Here is a 19,863-nt window from a genome sequence, read left to right on the forward strand (position 1 = left end):
CATTTGCCCTAGATCGACGTGCCGTGGGGTGAGCGTCGCGCTGGGTTGGGTATGGGGCGGAGCAGGGGCGAGTTAGACGAGGTTGCGTCTGCGTCCGGGGAGGCGCTGGTGGCTCAGTGCGATGAATGCCGCGCCGAGGGCGATGGTGGTCAGGGCGATGGTGACGTAGGCCGAGACTCGGCTTCCGGTGACGGGCAGCATGCCCTTGCGGACCGTGATGGTTGCCGAGGCCGAGGAGCCCGGGCCGCTCTGGTCCGAGGTGACGGCAGACGTCGTATTGACCTTCGTGCCGCTGGTGGTGCCGGTGACGTTCACCGAGAAGGTGCAGCTTCCGTTGGCCGGCAGGGTCGCGCCGGTCAGGCTGATGCTGCTGCTATCGGCGGTCGCGGTGATCGTGCCGCCGCCGCAGGAGCCATTCAAACCGTTGGGGGTGGCGACCACCAGGCCCGCAGGAAGGTCGTCGGTGAAGCCGACGCCGGTCAGCGGCGTACCCGTATTGGGGTTGGTGAGGGTGAAGCTCAGCGACGTCGTCCCGTGGAGATGGAGGATGCCCTTCTCGAACGCCTTGGCGATTGTCGGTGCCGTGACGATCACCGCGACGACCGTGACGGTTCCCGAGGCAGGGGTGCCCGGACCGCTTTCGACCGAGGTGATGGCGGTGGTCGTATTGACCTTTGTTCCGGTGGTGGTGGCGGTGACGTTCACCGACACCGTGCAACTCCCGCTGGCCGGCAGGGTGACACTGAACAGGCTGATGGTGCTGCTACCGGGCGTCGCGGTGATTGTGCCGGAGGGGCAGTCGGTTTGCGCGGCGCTGGGGGTGGCGACCACCAGTCCCGCAGGAAGGTTGTCGACGAAACTGACGCCGGTCAGCGGCGTACCCGGGTTCGGGTTGGTGAGGGTGAAGTCGAGGGACGTCGTCCCGCCGGAAGGGATGGTGGCGTCACCGAAAGCCTTGGCGAGCGTCGGTGCCGTTGCGACAGCAACCGTGACGCTCGCCGCGGCGGGCGTACCCGGGCCGCTCTCGTTCGAGTTCACCGGGCCGCTCGTGTTCACCTTCGTACCGCTGGTGGTGGCGGTGACGTTCACCGAGAAGGTGCAGCTCCCGTTGGGCGCCAAGGTCGCGCCGGCCAGGCTGATGGTGCTGCTGCCGGCGGTTGCGGTGATGGTGCCGCCGCCGCAGGAGCCGGTCAGGCCGTTGGGGGTGGCGACGACGAGTCCTGCGGGCAGGGCGTCACTGAAACCGACCCCGGTGAGCGGTGTGATCGCGTTGGGGTTGCTGAGGGTGAATTCAAGCGATGTCGTACCGCCGGCACCGATGGTCGTGCTCCCGAAAGTCTTGGCGATCGTCGGCGGTGTGGCGACAGCAACCGTGACGGTTGCCGCAGCGGGGGCGCCGGGGCCGCCTTCGTTCGAGTTCACGGGGCCGCTGGTGTTGAGTTTTGTGCCGCTGGTGGTGGCGGTGACGTTTACGGAGAAGGTGCAGCTTCCGTTGGCGGGCAGGGTGGCGCCGGTCAGGCTGATGGTGCTGCTGCCGGCGGTTGCGGTGATGGTGCCGCCGCCGCAGGAGCCGGTCAGGCCGTTGGGTGTGGCGACGACGAGTCCTGCGGGCAGGGTGTCACTGAAACCGATGCCGGTCAGTGGCGTACCCGGGTTGGGGTTGGTCAGGGTGAAGTCGAGCGATGTCGTCCCGCCGAAGGGGATGGTCGCATCCACGAAAGCCTTGGCGATCGTCGGAGGTGCGACGACCGCCGCCCCGACTGTGACGGTTGCCGAGGCGGGGGCGCCGGGGCCGCTTTCGGTTGAGTCGACCGGGCCGCTGGTGTTGAGTTTTGTGCCGCTGGTGGTGGCGGTGACGTTCACGGAGAAGGTGCAGCTTCCGTTGGCGGGCAGGGTGGCGCCGGTCAGGCTGATGGTGCTGCTGCCGGCGGTTGCGGTGATGGTGCCGCCGCCGCAGGAGCCGGTCAGGCCGTTGGGTGTGGCGACGACGAGTCCTGCGGGCAGGGTGTCACTGAAACCGATGCCGGTCAGTGGCGTACCCGGGTTGGGGTTGGTCAGGGTGAAACCGAGCGATGTCGTCCCGCCGAAGGGGATGGTCGCATCCACGAAAGCCTTGGCGATCGTCGGAGGTGCGACGACCGCCGCCCCGACTGTGACGGTTGCCGAGGCGGGGGCGCCGGGGCCGCTTTCGGTTGAGTCGACCGGGCCGCTGGTGTTGAGTTTTGTGCCGCTGGTGGTGGCGGTGACGTTCACGGAGAAGGTGCAGCTTCCGTTGGCCGGCAGGGTCGCGCCGGTCAGGCTGATGGTGCTGCTGCCGGCGGTTGCGGTGATGGTGCCGCCGCCGCAGGAGCCGGTCAGGCCGTTGGGGGTGGCGACGACGAGTCCTGCGGGCAGGGCGTCACTGAAGTTGACGCCGGTCAGTGGCGTACTCGGGTTGGGGTTGGTGAGGGTGAAGTCGAGTGAGGTTGTGCCGCCGGAGGGGATGGTCGGGTCTCCGAAGGCTTTGGCGATTGTTGGTGGTGCGATGACCGCCGCCCCGACTGTGACGGTTGCCGAGGCGGGGGCGCCGGGGCCGCTTTCGGTTGAGTCGACCGGGCCGCTGGTGTTGAGTTTTGTGCCGCTGGTGGTGGCGGTGACGTTCACGGAGAAGGTGCAGCTTCCGTTGGCGGGCAGGGTGGCGCCGGTCAGGCTGATGGTGCTGCTGCCGGCGGTTGCGGTGATGGTGCCGCCGCCGCAGGAGCCGGTCAGGCCGTTGGGTGTGGCGACTTCCAGCCCTGCGGGCAGGGTGTCACTGAAGTTGACGCTGGTCAGCGACGTACCCGCATTGGGGTTGGTCAGGGTGAAGTCGAGCGATGTTGTCCCGCCGAAGGGGAGGGTCGCGTCCCCGAAAGCCTTGGAGATCGTCGGTGGCGCAATGGCTGCGGCACAGAACGGTCGCGTGATGGTGTTGTGGATCAGCGTGACCGCGCCGTTGCGGGCCAGCACCCGCCCGGCAACGGTGGCTCCCTCTCCCAGCGTCGCCGACTGCAACGCCAGGATGGTGCCGGCGAAAATCGTTCTGGTATTCAGGGTCGCCGAGCTGCTGACCTGCCAGAACACGTTGCACGGCTGCGCGCCACGGATCAGGCTGACCCGGCTGTCAGTCGCGGTGACCAGGTCGGATCCCACCTGGAAGACGAACACCGCGTTGGGATCGTTCCCCGCGTCCAGTGTGACGGTGCCCGTCAGGGACATGGTGGCGGGCGACCTGTAAACCCCTGCGGCCAGCGTCTGGCCGCCGAGGTCGGAACTTATCGTGCCGGTCGTCGGTTCGGCTGCGGCAAAGTTGTACGCCGTGGTCAGGGCAGCCTGGGCCTGCATCGCCGCGGTGTCACCGACGTGCGTGGCGCCGTTCACCACGGGGGCGCCGGTGACCGACGTGCCCGGCCAGACGCCCAGGTCCCCGTTGATGGTGGAAGGGCCGACGGGAGGTGGGACGTCGGTGACCGCTTGGCCGGCCAACACCCCGTAGGTCTCGGCAACGCCCAACGGGACCGGGGCCTGGGCCCACGCCGCCGGCACCCCAACGACCCCAACAAAAATCGTCGCGGTTGCGACCGCCCCCGCCATCGCCATCGCAGTAGACCGACGGCGTCTACGACACGCGCGAGCCAAACGGATCACCGACACGGATTTTCCCCCACCAATCAAGATCCCGCCCCCGGCGAGATTCAGAGCGTGAAGGTCGTTGACTGGCGCAGCGTCAGGTGACGGACGCCCGAAAGCCTTCTAGTACGAGGTTATCCATGCAAAGCGGCGCAATGCCGCCAAATGCCACATAAGGCAGTAGTGGGGGCAGGCGTACCAGGAGTGAGGCAATCTCGCATGTGCCGGCCCGGGATGGTTCCTCCGGCCGGGCTCAGCGCAGGACGATCGGTGGTTCGGCGAGCCGGGCGGGCAGCGGTTGCTGCGGTGTCAGCCAGGACGCGTCCGGCCGGCTGTCGTCCGGGTTCACCCGCCACTCGCGACTCACCCGGTCGACGCCGATCGGGTAGATGGTCAGCGAGCCGTCCGGGGCGAACCGCATCCGCAGGAAGCTCTTGGCGTCCTCGATGCCCTGCCCGGCGAACAGCTCGTTCAGGTTCACCCCGAAAAATCCGGCCACCAACAGGTACGCGGCGGTGAGCTGGCTGGCGACGAGCCCGGCGAGTGGGGCGTAGAGCAATGCTGCGGCGGCCACCGGCAGCGGCCACGGCCAGTCCCGGAAGGGCAGTTGCAGCCAGAGCCAGGCGCCGGCCGCGCCCAGCGCGATGTGCGCGACCCCGTGCAGCACACCGAGCAGGTAGTGCCGGATCTGCCGCTTGCCACTCGCGGTCGGTGGCTTGGCGAAGAACGCCGCGCTCACCAGGACGACCGCCAACATCAGCACCAGCGGGATGCTGAACAGTCCCTGGTCGGTCGAGCTGGCCCGCTGGGTCGCCACCCCGGCGATCGGCAACATCAGCAGCAGGTGCAGGGCACCGAGCAGGGTGATGAAGCCGGTGTTGCGCAGCGGCAACCGGCCGAAGATGCCCCAGGCGTAGCGCCGAGACCTGGCTGCCTCCGGATAGCGGCCGGCGAGGTCGTACTCCCGGGTCTGGCTGGCTCGGCGGGCCAGGGTGTCCCGGGGTGGGACCTCGATCCGTTCGGGCAGGTGGTGGGTCGGGTAGAGGTACGCGCCGCCGCCACCGCAGTGGATCAACTGGCGGTCCGGTGCGGCGTAGCGGGCATAGTGATGCAGATCACCTGAGATGATCAGGCGGACGCTCGCGCCGGCCGGATCGAGCACGGTACGGACGAAATAGTCGACCGACTCGTACGCCTGCGGGTTGTCCACGGCCTTGACCCAGGTCGGCGCCGGCACCGACACGATCACCCGGGAGTGTGGACCGAGCTGCTTCGCCGCCTCTTCGAAATAACGCAACTGCGGGTCGTCCAGATAGGTGCCGGACTGCTCGTCCAGGGCAAACAACCACCAGTCCGACGGCAGCCGTACGGCAAAGTAGGAGCGGGACTGCGGGGTACGCCACCCGCCGATGTTGTCGTCGCGGGAGCGGGCGAACAGGCGCAGGAACGCGGTCAGGCCGTCGTACCAGTCGTGGTTGCCGGGGATCGCGTACAGCGTCGGTTGTGGCGCGTCGGCCGGCGGACACGGCATGGCCGCCTGGTACGGCCCCTTGAACCGCTGCTCGTACGCGGCGCTGCTGGCGGTCGGGTAAACCTGGTCGCCACCCATCATCAGCATCTGTCCACGGGGCAGCCGGTGCCCGTCGACCACCAGCTCCGGCTGCGCCAGCAGGTACGCCACCGAGTAGGTCGCGTTGAACCCGTCGCCCAGGTCCGCCACGTAGTCCAGCCACAGCTCACCGTCGGTGCCCGGCTCCCGGTAGACCTCACTGGGCAGCGCGTTCTGCAACTCACGCTTGTCGAGATAGGCGCCGAACAGCAACGCCAGCAACGTACGCACACCCGTACTGATCAGCAGCAGGGGCGCCAACCACGGCACCGGCCGGGCGGGAGTGAAACCAAGTTCCCGGGGATCGAGGCTGCGTGGCCGTGCCGGCGTGACCGATCCCGCCCCGGCCACCTCATCCCTCTTCACCCATCGGAGCCTACCCATGCCTCCTCAACCCACGCTGTCCACTACATGACCCCCACCCTTCTCCCTCCCCCTCCCCCTCCCCTTCCCCCACGCGCCCCTCCCGCGCCCCTCTTTGCGCGTCGATCTAGGGCAAATACGTGTTAGTTGATCTCCAATCGCCACCATTTCCCCTAGATCGCGGACGTGGGAAGGGGGGAGGGAGGGAGGGGGAAACCCGTGGAGAGGGGGCGGGGGGCGTGCCGTATGCTCGACGGGCGTTGCCGCCTTAGCTCAGTCGGCTAGAGCGACGCACTCGTAATGCGTAGGTCGACGGTTCGATTCCGTCAGGCGGCTCCAGGTGTGAGGCCCTGACCAGCGGAAACGCTGGCCAGGGCCTCATGTTTATCTATGCGGTCCTGAAGCCCCCCCGAAAACCCCCGATAACCCCCGCAAGCGATCAGGTTTGGCAAGCCTGGACACATCGGGCGTCGATCGCTGCCGTGTGTGTACGGACCAGTTCGGTCCGCGTGGAAGGTCGGCGGAGTCTGGTTTACCGGCGTCCAGTTGATCATGCCTCTGGCGGTTTCAGGGAGGCGTTCGTAGCCGCGGGTGAGTCGACGGTGGGCGGCTAACAGGCCAGGGTCCGCTCGACACCACCCAACGGCGCGGGTGGACCACGAAGCCCTCGTTGTCGGCGGGTTTCCGGACGATCTCCACGGTGTTGTAGGGCAGCCAAGGGACGCCCGGCCCGGCGCCAACAACGCCGCACCTTCAACCCACCCGGCTGACAACAAACTCATACACCCTCGGTGAGATGGCGCCGGACCGTGTCGGCTCGGGGGTCTCCGAGCGGGTCGAGGATACGGAGCGCTTCTTGCCGGTAGCGTCGGGCTTCGTCTGGCTGGCCGGTGGCGTCGAGGGTATCGCCAAGGGCTGCCAGGGTGAGTCCTTCGGAGCGCCGGTCGTCGAATCTGCGGAACAGATCCAAGGCGCGTTGGTGTTGCCGGCGGGCTTGGTCGAGTTGGCCGGCTTGCTGGTAGGCCAGGGCGAGGGGGTAGGAGGCCCAGGCGACGCTCCACTGGTCGTCGATACGTTCGAGTATGGCCACCGAGTCGCGGTAGTGGCTGATGGCGGCGTCGAGTTGACCGAGCGTGCGGTGGCAGTTGCCGAGGCTGAGCAGGGACATGCCCTCGCCTCGGGTGATATTGCTGGCGCGGAAGACGTCGCGTGCTTGGGCGTACAGGTCGATCGCTCGTCGATCTGGCCGCGTTCCTCGTGTATGAGACCCATTCCTCGGAGGGAGAACCCCTCCACCCAGCGGTCGTCAACTTCGCGGCTCGCTTCGACGCCTTGGCGGTAGCAGCTGAGAGCGTCCTCGCGTTGTCCCATTCGCCAGTACGCGTCGCCGAGGCATCGGAGGTTGGCGGCCTCGCCGTGGCGGGATGCGGCCGCGCGTGCGGCACGCAGGCCGAAGAGGTGGATGTCGCGCCAGTCCGTCCAGTAGGACTTGAGCTCGAAAAAGCCGTCGCTGACCACGGGTAGCTGCCAGGCGATGTCGTAGTCACCGAGCTCGCTGGCCTGTCTGACGTTGTCGAGCAGGTTCAGCCTTTCCTGCTCGAACCAGGCCATCGCCTCGGCCACGGTCCTCGGGGATGTGAGGGGTAGGTCGGGTTCCGCTGGTGGGAGGGGAATGGCGTGGGAGTAGGGCAGGATGATTTTTCGGCCCTCTTCCGCCATCCACTGGTACCAGTCGTAGGCACGGCGCCGCGCCCGGCGCTGCTGCTCTGCTGACTCTTCGGCCTCAGCGCGTTCCTTGGCGTAGGCGCGGAGGAGGTCGTGGAGGAGGTAGCGGTCCCGAGCGGGATTCTGTAGCAGGTGCGCCGCGTTCAGTTGATCAAGCAGGTTGCGGGCTCGGGGCACGCTCACACCGGCGAGCGCTGCCGCTGCGGCGGCGCAGATGTCGGACCCGGCGTGTAGCCCGAGTAGTCGGAGCAACCGTGCGGCGTCGTCCGGCAGGGCTCGGTATGACCAGGAGAAGACCGCCCGCACGTCGGAGAGTTCGTCGCCCTCGACGGCTAGGACATCGAGTTGATGTTCGGCCAGTGCGAGGTCGGTTACGAAGTCCGCGAGGAGCAGGTGGGGTGAGTTGGCGATGCGTTCACCGATGATGCGCAGGGCTAGCGGCAGGTAGGCGCATCGACGGGCAAGCTCGGAGGCTGCCTGAGGTTCGGCGTTGACGCGGTCGTCGCCGACGCTGTCGCGCAGCAGCGCGATCGACTCTTCGGGTGTGAGGACGTCCAAGGTCATGCGTGACGCTCCTTCCCGCGCGACCAGGCCGGAAAGCCGGCTGCGGCTGGTGATGATCGCCATGCAAGTCGGAGTGGCGGGCAGCAGCGGCCGGACCTGGCTGACTGTGGACACGTTGTCCACCACGATGAGCACCCGCTTGCCGGTCAGTACAGACCGATACAGGGCGGCTCGTCCCTCGGTGTCGGCGGGGATCTGCTCGGCGGGCACGTGAAGGGCGCGCAGAAAGGTGTCCAGTGCCTGGTCGACGGCGAGCGCGGGGCCGGGACCGTAGCCGCGCATGTCGACGTAGAGGTCACCGTCGGTGAACCACCGTCGGACCCGATGGGCCCAGTGAACGGCCAAAGCTGTCTTCCCGACGCCGGGAGCACCGGCGATGGCCGCGACGGTCATTGGCCGGCTGACCGTTGTGGTCGCGTCGTTGCTGGGCACCGGCAGCGCGGCGTCGAGTCGGGTAAGCGTCTGCTGGCGGTTGACGAAACGGGTCGTGTCGAGGGGCAACTGGCGAGGCGGCGGTGGTGGGGACACGGCTCGCGCATACAGGTTGATTCCGCCGTGCACCGTCCCCGCTTGGACGATGGCCTCGGCGTCCCCCGACGACTCATTTCGTGTTGTGTCCACGCTGCCTCCTCGCCGACGGCGGCATGCGGACTAGGGCGAGCTGAGTTGCGGCTGGGAAGCGTACTGCGGGTAGGGGACCGATGAGGAGACGGCCGCGTCCCGCCAGTGATTGGCCTGCACGATCCGCTCCGGCTCGCTGATCAACTCACCCGAGACGAACCGGCCGTCCTCGTCGTAGTGCATCGCCACGAGCTCCGACGAGTCAAAGAGCCAGTAGTCGTAGTGTGGCAACCCCGTCGGCCAGTCGTCGCCGGAGACCACGATGAGACGGACATCCTCGCCCGCCTCGACCGTGTGCTCGTAGGCCCAGCCGCATTCGAACCGGACGTAGTCCGACAACGGCTCGGTGACGATGTGGACCCGGTGCATACGCTTACCCGCCGACACGGCGGTCCGCACAGTGTCGCACCAGGTCGCGATGCCGGGGAACTCGCCGCGGGACTCGCCCGCCAGGAATCGGGCGAACTCGTCCTGCTCGTACGACACGTCATACCGCTGGAGGGTCTCCAATCGGTAGGCCGTGTAGCGGAACTCCCGGAACAGGCGGTTGAAGTCTTCGTCGTCCAGGGACGTGAAGGACCGGCTCAACCCTCGCTCACCGCTGCCCCGGACTCGCGGTAGCGCTCGATCGCACCGAGCACGACCTCGGCAGAGATCCGGACCGCGCCCTCACCGGGCAGGACATTCTCCAGCTCGCTGAAGGTGTCCTCGTCGACCATGTCTCCCTGGACGATCAGCTCGCCGCTCTCACCCAGGTAGACGGTCGGGCAGCCGTTACCACCGGAAGTCCCGTCCTTGTAGAGCTTGGTGAGCTTCACCGCGATCTCCTTCGGCGGACTCGATGCCATCGGTCAACGCTTCTGGTGAGCAGGGTAGTGCGGAGCGTAGTTGTCGAACAAGGGTCCGTGGAGACAGCCCGCTCCCTGCGGTCACTACGCGGTGGCTGCTCGTACCTGGTCGAAGCTTGCCCGCAGGCGGCCGGTCAGCCAGCGGGCCACCGGTCGCTCCCACGGCCGGTGGACCAGGTACGCGAGCGGCAGCAACCCGACGAGGACAACCGCCACCAGCGGATACAGCGGCAGGTCATCCCTCCACCCACGGATGGCGATCCGGCCGATCACTCGGTGTTCTTCGCGGGCTCCGGTGGGCCCGACGGGTCCGCGACGACGGGCGCTTCGAGGGTGCCGGGCCGGCGGTTGTCGTCTCGCCACAACTCTCGTCTGATGGGCGGGCCGGTCTGGCTTGCCGTGAACCTTGGGGGTCTCCACGGGGCATGCCGTTGATCGGCATCGACGGCGGGTCGGAGACGACCCGCCGTCCCGTCTCGTAGCCGACCGGCCCGATCGTGGGCGATCGTGTTTGCCGAGGTCACAGCCGGGTACGGGCCCAGCGCGGGAAAGCCCGCCGAGCTGGGAGGCGACCATGGAGAGCCGGATCAAATCGCTGGGTCACCCGGTGCACCCGATGTTGGTCATGTTTCCGGTCGCGCTCTTCGTGACTGCGGTGATCTTCGACTTCGCCGACATCGTCGGCGGCCCGAGGTTCCTGGGCGAGGTGGCGTACTGGAATATTTTGATCGGGTTGATCGGCGGTGTGCTGGCAGCGGGGGTCGGCGCGGTCGACCTGCTGGCGATCCCGTCCGGCACCCGCGCGAAGCGGATCGGGGTGAGCCACGCGGCGATCAACATAGCGGTGATCCTCCTCTTCGCCGCGATCTGGGCGGTACGGCTGGCGGCCAACGAGCGCGGCGCCGGTGGGGCCCTGTTCGCGATCGAGGTGGTGGCGCTCGCCTGCGTCGGTCTCGGTGCCTGGTTCGGTGGCGAACTGGTCGACCGGCTCGGCGTCGGGATCGATCGGGACGCGGGGCTGAACGCGTCCAGTTCGCTGAGCCCAACCCCGGCGGCGGACCGGATGGGCCGGATGGGAGACGCCCGATGAGTCAACCGGTGCAGGCAGGACTCGACCGTGGCCGGGAGGCGGTGACCGGGCTGCGGGCATTCCGCACCGAGCTGGGCCGGATGGTGAACTCGGCGCTGGCCGGGGTCGGCGGCGGCCCGCCGGACGTGGAACTGGTGGACGGCGACGACGGCTGGTACGTGGTCGCCCGGCTGCCCGGGGTCGCCCCGGAGGAGGTGGCCCTTGAGGTCGACGGCCGGGACCTGTGCGTACGGGGCCGGTCCGAGGAAGAGGTCAACACCGACAACGGGATGCCCGGCTCCGGTTCGAAGGCGCGGGCGTTCGAGCACAAGATCCGGTTGCCGGGTGAGGTCGACCTGGAGCGAATCGACGCGGTGATGGACCACGGCCTGCTCACGGTGGCGTTACCGAAGGCGGGCCGGTCCGGTCGCCGTACGATCACCGTCGGCCGGCGTTACCCGTCCGGCCGGTCCACCCCACCGGGAAGCGGCAGTGGCGCGACGAGCGGCAGTACGGCTCTGCCGGCCGGTGCCGCCGCGCGTCGGGTCGGTGAGGCGGCGCTGACGGCGGGCAGTTCGGCCCGTGCCGGTGGTGGCATCACCCAGGGCACCAGCGATCCGGCCGCCGACCGGGAGCTGCATCAGCCGGAGGCGGGATCGAGTCAGCCCACTCGACGCCACTTCGGCTGAGCGGCGACCACGGGCGATGATCGGCCGGGTACGGGACCTGGTGCCGGATGTCGAGCGGATCGCCGTACTGCGGGCGAACGCGCTCGGTGACTTCATTTTCGCGTTGCCCGCGTTGGAGGCGCTGCGGGCCGGTTATCCGCACGCCGAGCTGGTCCTGATCGGTGCACCGTGGCACGCCGGCCTGCTCGCCGACCGGCCGGGGCCGGTGGACCGGGTGTTGGTGGTGCCGCCGGCCGAGGGGATCAGGACCGCCGGGCCGGACGAGCCGGCGCCGTCGAGTGCCGCGATGGCCGACTTCCTGTCCGCTGCCCGTCGGGAGCGGTTCGACCTGGCCCTACAGATGCACGGTGGCGGGGGGAACTCGAACCCGATAGTGGCCGGACTCGGCGCCCGGGTCACCGCCGGGCTGCGCGCCGAGGGTGCGCCGGAACTGGACCGGTGGCTGCGGTACGTCTTCTACCAGCCCGAGGTCTTCCGCTACCTGGAGGTCGCCGGCCTGGTCGGGGTGAGCCCGGCGACGGTGAGCCCGCGCCTGCACGTGACCCCCGCCGACCTGGCCGAGGCCCGGTCGGTGCTCGGTGAGCCGGACCGACCGAGGATCGCCCTGCATCCGGGTGCCAGCGATCCGCGCCGACGTTGGCCGGCGGAGCGGTTCGCCGAGGTCGCCGACCGGCTGGTCGCCGACGGGTACGACGTGTTCGTCACCGGTACGTCGCAGGAGCGGGACCTGGCCGGGCAGGTGGTCGACGCGGCGCGCGTACCGCTGCGATCGCTGGCCGGGGAGTTGTCGCTCGGTGGGCTGCTCGGCTTCTTCACCGGCTGCGCGGTGGTGATCGCGAACGACACCGGCCCGGTGCACGTCGCGGCGGCGGTCGGTACGCCGACGGTCGGCATCTTCTGGGTCGGCAACCTGATCAACTGCGCCACCCCGTTGCGGGCGCGGCACCGGCCGATCGGCTCCTGGACGATCCACTGCCCGGAGTGCGGCCTCGACTGTAGCCGGGGCATCTATCCGGCCCGCCCCGGTGCCGGGGACTGCCCGCACCGGGTCTCCTTCGTCACCGACGTACCGGTGGTGGAGGTGCTGGAGGCGGTGGCCGACCTGACCGACGCCCACTGACCCGGTCGGTGTCGGTGTCGGGTCGGAAAGGATCGGTCACATCGGTTCCAGGGCGGCCTGGGTTTCGAGCGAGGCGGCCTGTGGTTCCAGCGAGGCCGGTTGGGGTTCCGGTGCCGCCACCGCCCGCCCGTCGGACTCGTCGGCGAGCACTATCTCCCACGCCTCGACCGGTCGGTCGGTGACCGTGGTCGGCGCCTCCAGGTGGTAGGCGCCGCTGGGCAGGATGCCGGCCCCGCCGTACCGGCGCATCACCGCTAGTTGGGCGGCGACGTCCTCGCCCTGGTGTTTCTCCGGCAGCCGGCGCCAGAAGTCGAAGCCGCCCGAGGCGTGCAGCCGGAGCCGGTCGTAGAGCACGCAGCCGCCGATCCAGGAGACCTTGTACGCCCGCCACTGGCCGGGCGTCAGACCCACCGTCTCGGTGACGTGCAGCAGGTTCGCGGCGGGATGGATCCGGGCCCGGTCCCATTCCGGCGTGCCGGGGCGGATCTCCTCCGGCACCGGCGGCCCGTCCCACTCCTGGTAGTGCCGGTGCGTCTCCGGCCGTACGTCGTCCAGGTAGGACAGTCCGTGTACGGCGTTGCCGACGAAGCCGCAGTCCAGTTCCTGGATCGCGTCGACCAGCCGGTCGACCGCGTCCGGTTCGAGCCACACGTCGTCGTCGAGGAAGAGCACGTACCGAGCGAGGGACTGGTCGAGCAGGTAGGCGCGGTGTTCGGCCAGCCCGCGCCGGGGCAGTCGCCGGGTGAGCAGCACCGGGTGACCGCGATGGCGGAGCACGCGTACGGTCGCGGCGACCGCCGGCTGGGCCCACGGCGGGCTGCCGCCGGACTGGTCGCTGACCACCACCCCGAACCCGTCCGGCCCGCTCTGGGCGGCCAGCCCGGCCAGCGTGACGGCCAGTTCGGCCGGGCGGTTCCGGGTCGGGATGAGCACGTCCAGCAGCCGGCCGGTCCGGAAGTCCGCCGCGTCGTCCGAGGCCAGCGGCCGGTTCACGACGGGCGGCCGGCTCACGGCGTACTGCCGCTCGGGCTGTCGACCGGCCTGTCGGCGTAACCCCCGGCGTAACCCTCGGTGTGGCTGTCGACAGGGCTTTCCACGGGGTCGGGTGGGCTTTCGGTGAGCACCACCGGGATTCCGGCGGCGCTGTCGGCGACGGCGGGGGTTCGGTCGCCGGCCTGGGCCCGGATCCGTTCGATGATGGCGGAGGTGGAGCGGTCGGGCACGTAGCCGAGGGTGCGGACCTGGCCGCCGAGCCGCCGTACCAGGGGTGCCTCGGGGACCATCTCGGGCGGGTAGTCGCCGCCCTTGACGTACACGTCGGGCCGGACGGTCTCGATCAGGGCGGCCGGCGAGTCTTCCTCGAAGACGACCACGTGGTCCACACAGGCCAGTGCGGCGAGCACGGCGACCCGGTCCTCGACCGGGTTCACCGGCCGGTCGGCGCCCTTGAGCCGGCGCACGCTGTCGTCCGAGTTGACCGCCACCACCAGCACGTCGCCCAGCCGGCGGGCCTGGTCGAGGTAGCGGACGTGGCCCCGGTGCAGGACGTCGAAGCAGCCGTTGGTGAAGACCACCGTGCGGCCGTCGCGCCGGTGCTGGGCGATCAGCGCGTCGAGTCCGCCGTGGTCGACGATCGCCGGCGCCGGCTCGCCGCCGTCGGTCGAGCCGAGGGCCGCGAGCAGATCTTCCCGTACGCAGACACAGGTGCCGGTGCCGGCCACGGTGCTGGTGGCGGCGAGTTGGGCGAGTCGGGCGGCCGTCGGCAGTGGTGCGCCCGCGGCCAGGGCCAGGGTCATCGCGGCCAGGTACGCGTCTCCGGCGCCGACCGCGTAGCTGGCCGGGACCGGGGTGGCGTGGCTGCGGCGGGGCTCGCCGTCGGCGCCGCCGACCACGGCACCGTCGGTGTCCAGGGTCACCGCCACCACGTCCGCCCCGGTACGTTCACGGATCTCGGCGAGCCGGGAGCGGGCCAGCCCCGCCCGGTCGGTGCCGGCGCCGGTGGTGCTCTCGGTGAACCCGCGCGACCGCTCCGGCAGCGGCGGTACGTCCACCGTGGTCACCACCGTCGGCATCGCCACCGCGGGTGTCCCATGCGCAGCCGGCGGTTGCGGTGCTGCCGTCGGGGCGGGGCGGGCGGCGTTGAGCAGGCGGGTCGCCTCGGCGAAGCTCGGCGTCACCACGGTCGGGGCGAGACCGCGCCAGTAGGCCAGGTCGTGCGCGTCGAGCGCCACCGTGCCGAACAGGTCGCGGTGCTCGACCAGCCAGGCCCGGATCGGTTCGGGCAGGGCACCGAGGCCGTAGTCGCAGATCACCAGCGTCGGCGGCTGACCGGTGACCTCGCGCAGTTCCTCGGTGGCGCTGGCGAGGGTGCCGAGCAGCCGCTCCACCCCGTCGGCGCAGAGCCGGTCGTCCCGGTCGCCCTCGTCCTCGCGTACCAGGATCTGGTCGGCGGCGAGGATCCGTCGTTTGACCGGCGTACGCCGTCCGGTCTGCGACACCGTACGGTCCCAGACCCCGGCCCGGTCCAGGCAGTCGTGCAGTTCGTCGCCGGCCACGTCGGCGCCGACCGGGGCGACCAGGGACGCCCGGCCACCGAGCGCGCTCAGGTTCACCGCGGTGTTCGCGGCGCCACCGGCGGCGGTGATCCGCCGCCGCAGGGTGAGTACGGGGGCGGGCGCCTCCCGGCAGAGCCGGTCGGAATCGGCGAACCGCCACTCGTCGAGCATCGCGTCGCCGACGACCAGCACGCCACGCCCGAGCCAGCTCTCGACCACATCGGCGAGTCGCCGATCATCTGCTGCTCCGATCACCATGCCGGCGGGTCCCCGCTGTCGGCAGGGCCAAACCGGGCGGTGATCGGCGCGCGGTGGTTCTGGTGGTGTTCGTACCGGATCGGGGTTATCCGACGGGGCTGGCCGGCGTGGTCGCGGCGGCGGCCCAGGCGGCGTCCTCGGCCTCCTTGCGGGCCAGGCCGTCGCGCCCGTCGTAGCGCAGGAACCGGGGCAGCGCGGCGGCCAGGGCGACCGTGCCGACGATGCAGAGCAGGCCGCCGGAGACGATCGAGCCGTTCACGCCGAGCGCGCGGGCGGCCAGCCCGGAGCGCAACTGCCCGAGCAGCGGCCCGGTCGAGTACGACAGCATCTCGATCCCGGCCAGCCGGCCGCGCAGGTGGTCGGGGATGGTCTGGTTCCAGATGATCATCCGGAACAGCCCGGAGACCATGTCGGCGGCACCGGCGAGGGCGAGCAGGACCAGCGCCAGCCAGAGCGAGTCGACCAGCCCGAAGGCGAGGATGGCCAGCCCCCAGGCCCCGGCGGCCAGCACCACCATCAGCCCGTGCCGGTGCACCTGCCGGGTCCAGCCGGAGCCGAGCGTGGCGAGCAGCGAGCCGACCGCCGGGGCGGCGTAGAGCAGCCCGAGTACGGCCGGTCCGCCGAGCTTGCCGGCCATGAACGGGTAGAGCGCCTGCGGCATGCCGAAGAACATCGCGTTGATGTCGACCAGGTAGGTGCCGAGCAGTTCGGGGCGGCTGCGGGCGTACCGCAGGCCGGTCAGCACCGAACGCACCGACGGGCGGTCGGCGGCCGGTGGTGGTGGGACCGCCCGGACCAGCGCCAGGCAGCCGAGCGAGGCGGCGAAGGTGGCCAGGTCGATGGCGTACACCCAGGCCAGGTCGACCGAGGCGATCAGCACCCCGGCCAGGGCCGGGCCGGCGAGCTGGGCGATCTGCATGCGCAGCGAGTTGAGCGCGCTGGCGGCCGGGATCTCGGCCGGGGTGACCAGCCTCGGCGTGAGTCCCTCCAGGGCCGGGCGCTGCACCCCGTCGACCGCGGCGGTCAGTCCGGCGACCAGGTAGAGCAGCCACAGGTGGGGTTGGTCGGACAGCGAGTTCACCAGCAGCACCCCGCAGAGCAGGGTGAGGCCGATCTCGCCGCCGAGCACCAGCCGGCGCCGGTCCAGGTAGTCGGCCAGCGCGCCGCCGACAAAACCCATCAGGAGCAGGGGTACGAGTTCGACCACGCCGAGCAGGCCGACCAGCAGCGGATCGTGGGTCAGCTCGTACACCTGGTACGGGACGGTGACGTACGTGATGAACGACCCGAAGCCGGAGATGCCGGCGGCGGAGAAGACCAGCCGGAAGTCACGGGAGGTACGCAGCGGGGTGAGGTCCAGCGCCAGGCGCCGGAGCAGGCCGGTCTTCACCCGGCGCATGGTCCCGGATCGTCGTCCCGCCGTCGAGCCGGTTTCGCTGGTACAGCCGGCTCCCAGCATTCGCTGATCTTCGGGATGTCCGGGATCACATACTTGTCGGCCGGTAAGTAGGCGGGTGGGTGCGGGTGGAAGAGTGGCCACCCGCCAGGCATGTTCGGTGCCGGCGGGGGGAGAAAGCACGATGACGACCGCCGAGAACACCCGGCCGAGCCTGACTCACCGGCAGATCCTGCTCCTGATGAGCGGCCTGATGACCGGCATGCTGCTGGCCGCCCTGGACCAGACGATCGTCGGTACGGCTCTGCCCACCATCGTGGGTGAGCTGGGTGGGATCAACCACTACTCGTGGGTGGTGACCGCGTACCTGCTGGCGTCGACCGCCTCCACCCCGCTGTACGGCAAGATGGCCGACCTCTACGGTCGCCGCCCGGTCTTCCTCTTCTCGATCGGTACGTTCCTGGTCGGCTCGGCACTGGCCGGGCTCTCCCAGGACATGACCCAGCTGATCATCACCCGGGCGATCCAGGGCATCGGCGCCGGTGGTCTGCTGACCCTCGCCTTCACCATCATCTCGGACGTGGTGGCACCCCGGGAACGCGGTCGTTACCAGGGGTTGTTCGGCGCGGTCTTCGGTATCGCCTCGGTCGCCGGCCCGCTGGTCGGTGGTTACTTCGCCGAGCACAACTGGCGCTGGATCTTCTACATCAACGTGCCGTTGGCGATCGTCGCGATCATCGTCAGCTACTACGTGATGCGGCTGATCCCGTTCGTCAAGCGGCAGCACTCGGTCGACTGGCTCGGCGCCGGCCTGCTGGTGGGCTCGGTGAGCGCGCTGCTGCTCGCGCTGAGCTGGGGCGGCAACGAGTACGCCTGGGCCTCGCCGCTCATCCTCGCCCTGTTCGCGGTCGGCGCGTTGCTCGCGGTGGTCTTCCTGTGGCAGGAGTCCCGGGTGTCCGAGCCGATCCTGCCGCTCGGCCTGTTCCGCCGCCGGACCTTCGCGCTGGGCAACGCGGCCTCGTTCATCCTCGGCCTGGTGATGTTCGGGTCGATCATCTTCATCCCGCTGTACCTACAGATCGTCAAGGGCGCCTCGCCGACCAACAGCGGTCTGCTGATGCTGCCGATGATGGCCGGCATCATCGTCACCTCGGTGCTCACCGGCCGGGCGATCAGCCGGATCGGTCGGTACAAGTGGTTCCCGGTCGCCGGTGCCGTACTGCTGGTGCTCGGCATGCTGCTCTTCACCCAGCTCCAGGTGCACTCGACGCTCTGGCTGGCGTTCGTCTACATGGTGATCATCGGTATCGGCCTCGGCCTGTGCATGCAGTCGCTGATCCTCGGCGTGCAGAACTCGGTCGAGGTGCGCGACCTCGGCGCCGGTACGTCGACCGTCACCTTCTTCCGCTCGCTCGGCGGTTCGTTCGGGGTGGCCATCCTCGGCACCCTGCTCTCCACCCGGCTGACCGGTGGGCTCACCGACCGGCTGCCGACCGCGCTGTCGAAGCTGCCGCCGGAGCAGCAGGCCCCGATCGACCCGAGCACGTTCTCCATCAACGAACCGGCGAAGATCATGGCGCTGCCGGACCCGCTCCGCGACGCCGTACAGCAGAGCTTCGTCAGCGGGCTGCACCTGGTCTTCCTGGTCGCCGGCCTGATCGCGATCGTGGCGGTGGTGCTCACCGTGCTGATGCCGAACCAGGAACTGCGCGGTGCCGGTGGCGCCGGCACGCCGCTTTCCAAGGAGTCGCACGACGACGCCGCGACGGACATGGAAGCGAACGCCCAGACGATGATCTAGCCGCCCTACTTGAGCACGAGTTGGCCGGTGCGCTCGTACACCGCCAGGTCGTCCAGGGTCTCCAAGACCGTCGGAGAGGTCGGCGCGGGCAGGCCACGGGGCGGGAAGAAGCCGGCGTTGGTGGTCTCGTCGGTGACCGTCAACAGCTCACCGGACCAGGTCTCGACCCGGAACGCCACCACGAAGAGCTGGTACGTGTCGCCGTACATGTTGGTGAAGGTGCGCTCCGGGCCGGTGTAGAACGCGAACGGGGTGACCGCCTCCGCGCGCAGACCGGTCTCCTCCCACACCTCCCGCTTCACACAGTCGCTGATCGACTCACCGAGCTCCATCGCCCCGGCCGGCAACGCCCAGTCACCGTTGTCGGACCGCTCGATCAGCAGAACCTGACCGGCCGCGTCCCGGACCACGCCCCGGGCGCCAACGAACATCAGGGTCCGGTCGCCGGCCAGCGTACGAAGCTGCCCGAGGTAGGACTCCGCCCACGAAATGCTGCTCATCCCGATAACTCTAGGGCGCGAACCGGGCCGCCGAGTCCGCTGTTTCGGCCTCGGGAGAGCGCCGCCGGGCTTTCCAAGGTATCGGTGCCGACACCTGACCAAATCCGCTCGATGCTGTGGCGGTCCGCTGCCCCTGGAGGGGTAGCGGACCGGCGCAGCGAGTTGAATGGGGTGCATGGAATCAGGGGTGGTGGTGGGGCGGGCGATTTCGCGGGCGGCGGAGGGTGCCGTCGCGGCGGCGGTCGCACGGGACCCGGAGGAGTTCGAGCGGGCGGCGGTGGAGTTGGCGGCCCGCAATCCGGAGCAGGTCGGGCTGGTGCTCGGCGGGGTGGTACGGATGCTGCTGGAGGAGATGCACCCGGACGGACTGGACAGCGACGACCTGCAAGTGGTCCTGAAGCGGTGCGCCGTCGACAACCTCGGTTGGTTTCCGGAACTGGACCCGACCGTGCTCGTGCTGCTGCTGACGGCCGCGCTCGGCGTACATCCCTCGGAGGAGGAGGCGCCGCGGATCGAGCCGGCGGCGATGGCCCGGCACGCGCCGCTGCTCGTCGCCGACCTGCTCGCGGTCACCGGCCGGCCGCTCGCCGACTACCTCGACGCGGCGTTGGCCGAGATCTTCGTCGTCCAGACGATGGAACTGCCGTAGTCCTGCCCGGTCTCAGGACAGCGCGGCGGCGATCCGCCGTCGCAGGGTGGGCGCGTCGTCCGGCCCGGTGTCCAGAACAACCCGCAACGCCTGCCCGGACCCGTCGTCGACCGAGCCGAGTACGGCCAGCAGGGTCGTGAGCTGCGCGGGCGGCTCGTCGGCGAGCAACTCGTCGGCGTCGGTCACGACCAGCGTGGGCCGTTGCCGCTCGACCAGGTCGCGTAGCGCGTCCAGCAGGGCGTCCCAGTTGCGGCCGAAGTAGTCCGGGAAGGCGAGCGCCGCCGCCCACCCGGTGAACAGCCCGTCCCGGGTACGACCGGCGGCACCGCTTACCACCACCGCGTCCGGCGGTACGGCGGCGGTGGTCGACACACTCAGCCACGGCGGGAGTTGCGGACCGGTCGGTTCTGCCATCGGGTTTCCTCGTCTTGACGGTCGAGCTGTCGGGCCG

At 69.8% G+C, this 19,863-nt stretch carries 16 protein-coding genes, 1 tRNA gene and 1 pseudogene; 6 read left to right on the forward strand and 12 right to left on the reverse strand.

The window, feature by feature from the left end; genetic code table 11:
• Positions 1 to 72 precede the first annotated feature (72 nt).
• Both OG792_RS01525 and OG792_RS01530 read right to left on the reverse strand, forming a co-directional pair.
• Positions 73 to 3,561, reverse strand: coding sequence for an ice-binding family protein (locus OG792_RS01525; protein ID WP_329106604.1), 3,489 nt, complete (start codon positions 3,559 to 3,561; stop codon positions 73 to 75).
• 337 nt (positions 3,562 to 3,898) lie between these two features.
• Positions 3,899 to 5,620, reverse strand: coding sequence for a metallophosphoesterase family protein (locus OG792_RS01530; RefSeq protein WP_442932360.1), 1,722 nt, complete (start codon positions 5,618 to 5,620; stop codon positions 3,899 to 3,901).
• A gap of 259 nt (positions 5,621 to 5,879) precedes the next feature.
• Here OG792_RS01530 and OG792_RS01535 point away from each other — a divergent pair.
• Positions 5,880 to 5,956 (forward strand) — tRNA-Thr (locus OG792_RS01535).
• Positions 5,957 to 6,395: 439 nt separating this feature from the next.
• On the opposite strand, the gene OG792_RS01540 is transcribed toward OG792_RS01535, so the two are convergent.
• From OG792_RS01540 to OG792_RS01560, 5 genes and pseudogenes are all read right to left on the reverse strand, one after another.
• Positions 6,396 to 6,917: a tetratricopeptide repeat protein gene (locus tag OG792_RS01540; protein WP_329111052.1), complete on the reverse strand. Its 522-nt coding sequence runs from the start codon at positions 6,915 to 6,917 to the stop codon at positions 6,396 to 6,398.
• Between the two features lie 764 nt (positions 6,918 to 7,681).
• Positions 7,682 to 8,299 (reverse strand): annotated as a pseudogene (locus OG792_RS01545) (NB-ARC domain-containing protein); the annotation flags it as partial.
• A gap of 258 nt (positions 8,300 to 8,557) precedes the next feature.
• Positions 8,558 to 9,115, reverse strand: a complete 558-nt coding sequence (locus tag OG792_RS01550) for a DUF6879 family protein (RefSeq protein WP_329106608.1) — start codon at positions 9,113 to 9,115, stop codon at positions 8,558 to 8,560.
• Entirely contained in the window at positions 9,112 to 9,375 is a 264-nt protein-coding gene (locus OG792_RS01555) for a hypothetical protein (RefSeq protein WP_329106611.1), read from the reverse strand. The genes OG792_RS01550 and OG792_RS01555 overlap by 4 nt, the downstream gene beginning before the upstream one ends.
• Positions 9,376 to 9,459: 84 nt before the next feature.
• Positions 9,460 to 9,648, reverse strand: a complete 189-nt coding sequence (locus tag OG792_RS01560; RefSeq protein WP_329106612.1) for a hypothetical protein — start codon at positions 9,646 to 9,648, stop codon at positions 9,460 to 9,462.
• A gap of 301 nt (positions 9,649 to 9,949) precedes the next feature.
• Between OG792_RS01560 and OG792_RS01565 the strand changes: the two genes are divergently transcribed.
• From OG792_RS01565 to OG792_RS01575, 3 genes are read left to right on the forward strand one after another with little or no spacing between them, the layout of a single operon-like run.
• Positions 9,950 to 10,465: a DUF2231 domain-containing protein gene (locus tag OG792_RS01565; RefSeq protein WP_329106614.1), complete on the forward strand. Its 516-nt coding sequence runs from the start codon at positions 9,950 to 9,952 to the stop codon at positions 10,463 to 10,465.
• Positions 10,462 to 11,133: an Hsp20/alpha crystallin family protein gene (locus OG792_RS01570; protein WP_329106616.1), complete on the forward strand. Its 672-nt coding sequence runs from the start codon at positions 10,462 to 10,464 to the stop codon at positions 11,131 to 11,133. Before OG792_RS01565 ends, OG792_RS01570 begins: the two co-directional genes overlap by 4 nt.
• Positions 11,134 to 11,149: 16 nt before the next feature.
• Entirely contained in the window at positions 11,150 to 12,253 is a 1,104-nt protein-coding gene (locus tag OG792_RS01575) for a glycosyltransferase family 9 protein (RefSeq protein WP_329106618.1), read from the forward strand.
• A gap of 36 nt (positions 12,254 to 12,289) precedes the next feature.
• Here the strand turns inward: OG792_RS01575 and OG792_RS01580 are convergent, their stop codons facing one another.
• The 3 genes from OG792_RS01580 to OG792_RS01590 all read right to left on the reverse strand — a co-directional run bounded on the left by OG792_RS01580 (position 12,290) and on the right by OG792_RS01590 (position 16,465).
• Positions 12,290 to 13,246: a glycosyltransferase family A protein gene (locus tag OG792_RS01580; RefSeq protein ID WP_442932436.1), complete on the reverse strand. Its 957-nt coding sequence runs from the start codon at positions 13,244 to 13,246 to the stop codon at positions 12,290 to 12,292.
• A 14-nt stretch (positions 13,247 to 13,260) separates the two neighbouring features.
• Positions 13,261 to 15,066 (reverse strand): D-glycero-beta-D-manno-heptose 1-phosphate adenylyltransferase, encoded by a 1,806-nt coding sequence (gene rfaE2 / locus OG792_RS01585; RefSeq protein ID WP_329106621.1) that lies wholly within the window; start codon positions 15,064 to 15,066, stop codon positions 13,261 to 13,263.
• An 85-nt stretch (positions 15,067 to 15,151) separates the two neighbouring features.
• On the reverse strand, positions 15,152 to 16,465 hold the full coding sequence (locus tag OG792_RS01590; RefSeq protein ID WP_329106623.1) for an MFS transporter: 1,314 nt from the start codon (positions 16,463 to 16,465) through the stop codon (positions 15,152 to 15,154).
• A 181-nt stretch (positions 16,466 to 16,646) separates the two neighbouring features.
• Here OG792_RS01590 and OG792_RS01595 point away from each other — a divergent pair, with 181 nt between their 5' ends.
• Positions 16,647 to 18,263, forward strand: a complete 1,617-nt coding sequence (locus OG792_RS01595) for an MDR family MFS transporter (RefSeq protein ID WP_329106625.1) — start codon at positions 16,647 to 16,649, stop codon at positions 18,261 to 18,263.
• Positions 18,264 to 18,268: 5 nt separating this feature from the next.
• On the opposite strand, the gene OG792_RS01600 is transcribed toward OG792_RS01595, so the two are convergent.
• Positions 18,269 to 18,763, reverse strand: coding sequence for an NUDIX domain-containing protein (locus OG792_RS01600; protein WP_329106627.1), 495 nt, complete (start codon positions 18,761 to 18,763; stop codon positions 18,269 to 18,271).
• Between the two features lie 175 nt (positions 18,764 to 18,938).
• Between OG792_RS01600 and OG792_RS01605 the strand changes: the two genes are divergently transcribed.
• The gene (locus OG792_RS01605) at positions 18,939 to 19,412 is read left to right on the forward strand and encodes a hypothetical protein (protein ID WP_329106630.1); all 474 of its coding nucleotides are present in this window, start codon (positions 18,939 to 18,941) and stop codon (positions 19,410 to 19,412) included.
• A gap of 12 nt (positions 19,413 to 19,424) precedes the next feature.
• On the opposite strand, the gene OG792_RS01610 is transcribed toward OG792_RS01605, so the two are convergent.
• Positions 19,425 to 19,826: a barstar family protein gene (locus OG792_RS01610; protein WP_329106631.1), complete on the reverse strand. Its 402-nt coding sequence runs from the start codon at positions 19,824 to 19,826 to the stop codon at positions 19,425 to 19,427.
• Between the last annotated feature and the right edge of the window lie 37 nt (positions 19,827 to 19,863).

The organism is Micromonospora sp. NBC_01699 (assembly GCF_036250065.1).
Lineage (GTDB): Bacteria > Actinomycetota > Actinomycetes > Mycobacteriales > Micromonosporaceae > Micromonospora_G.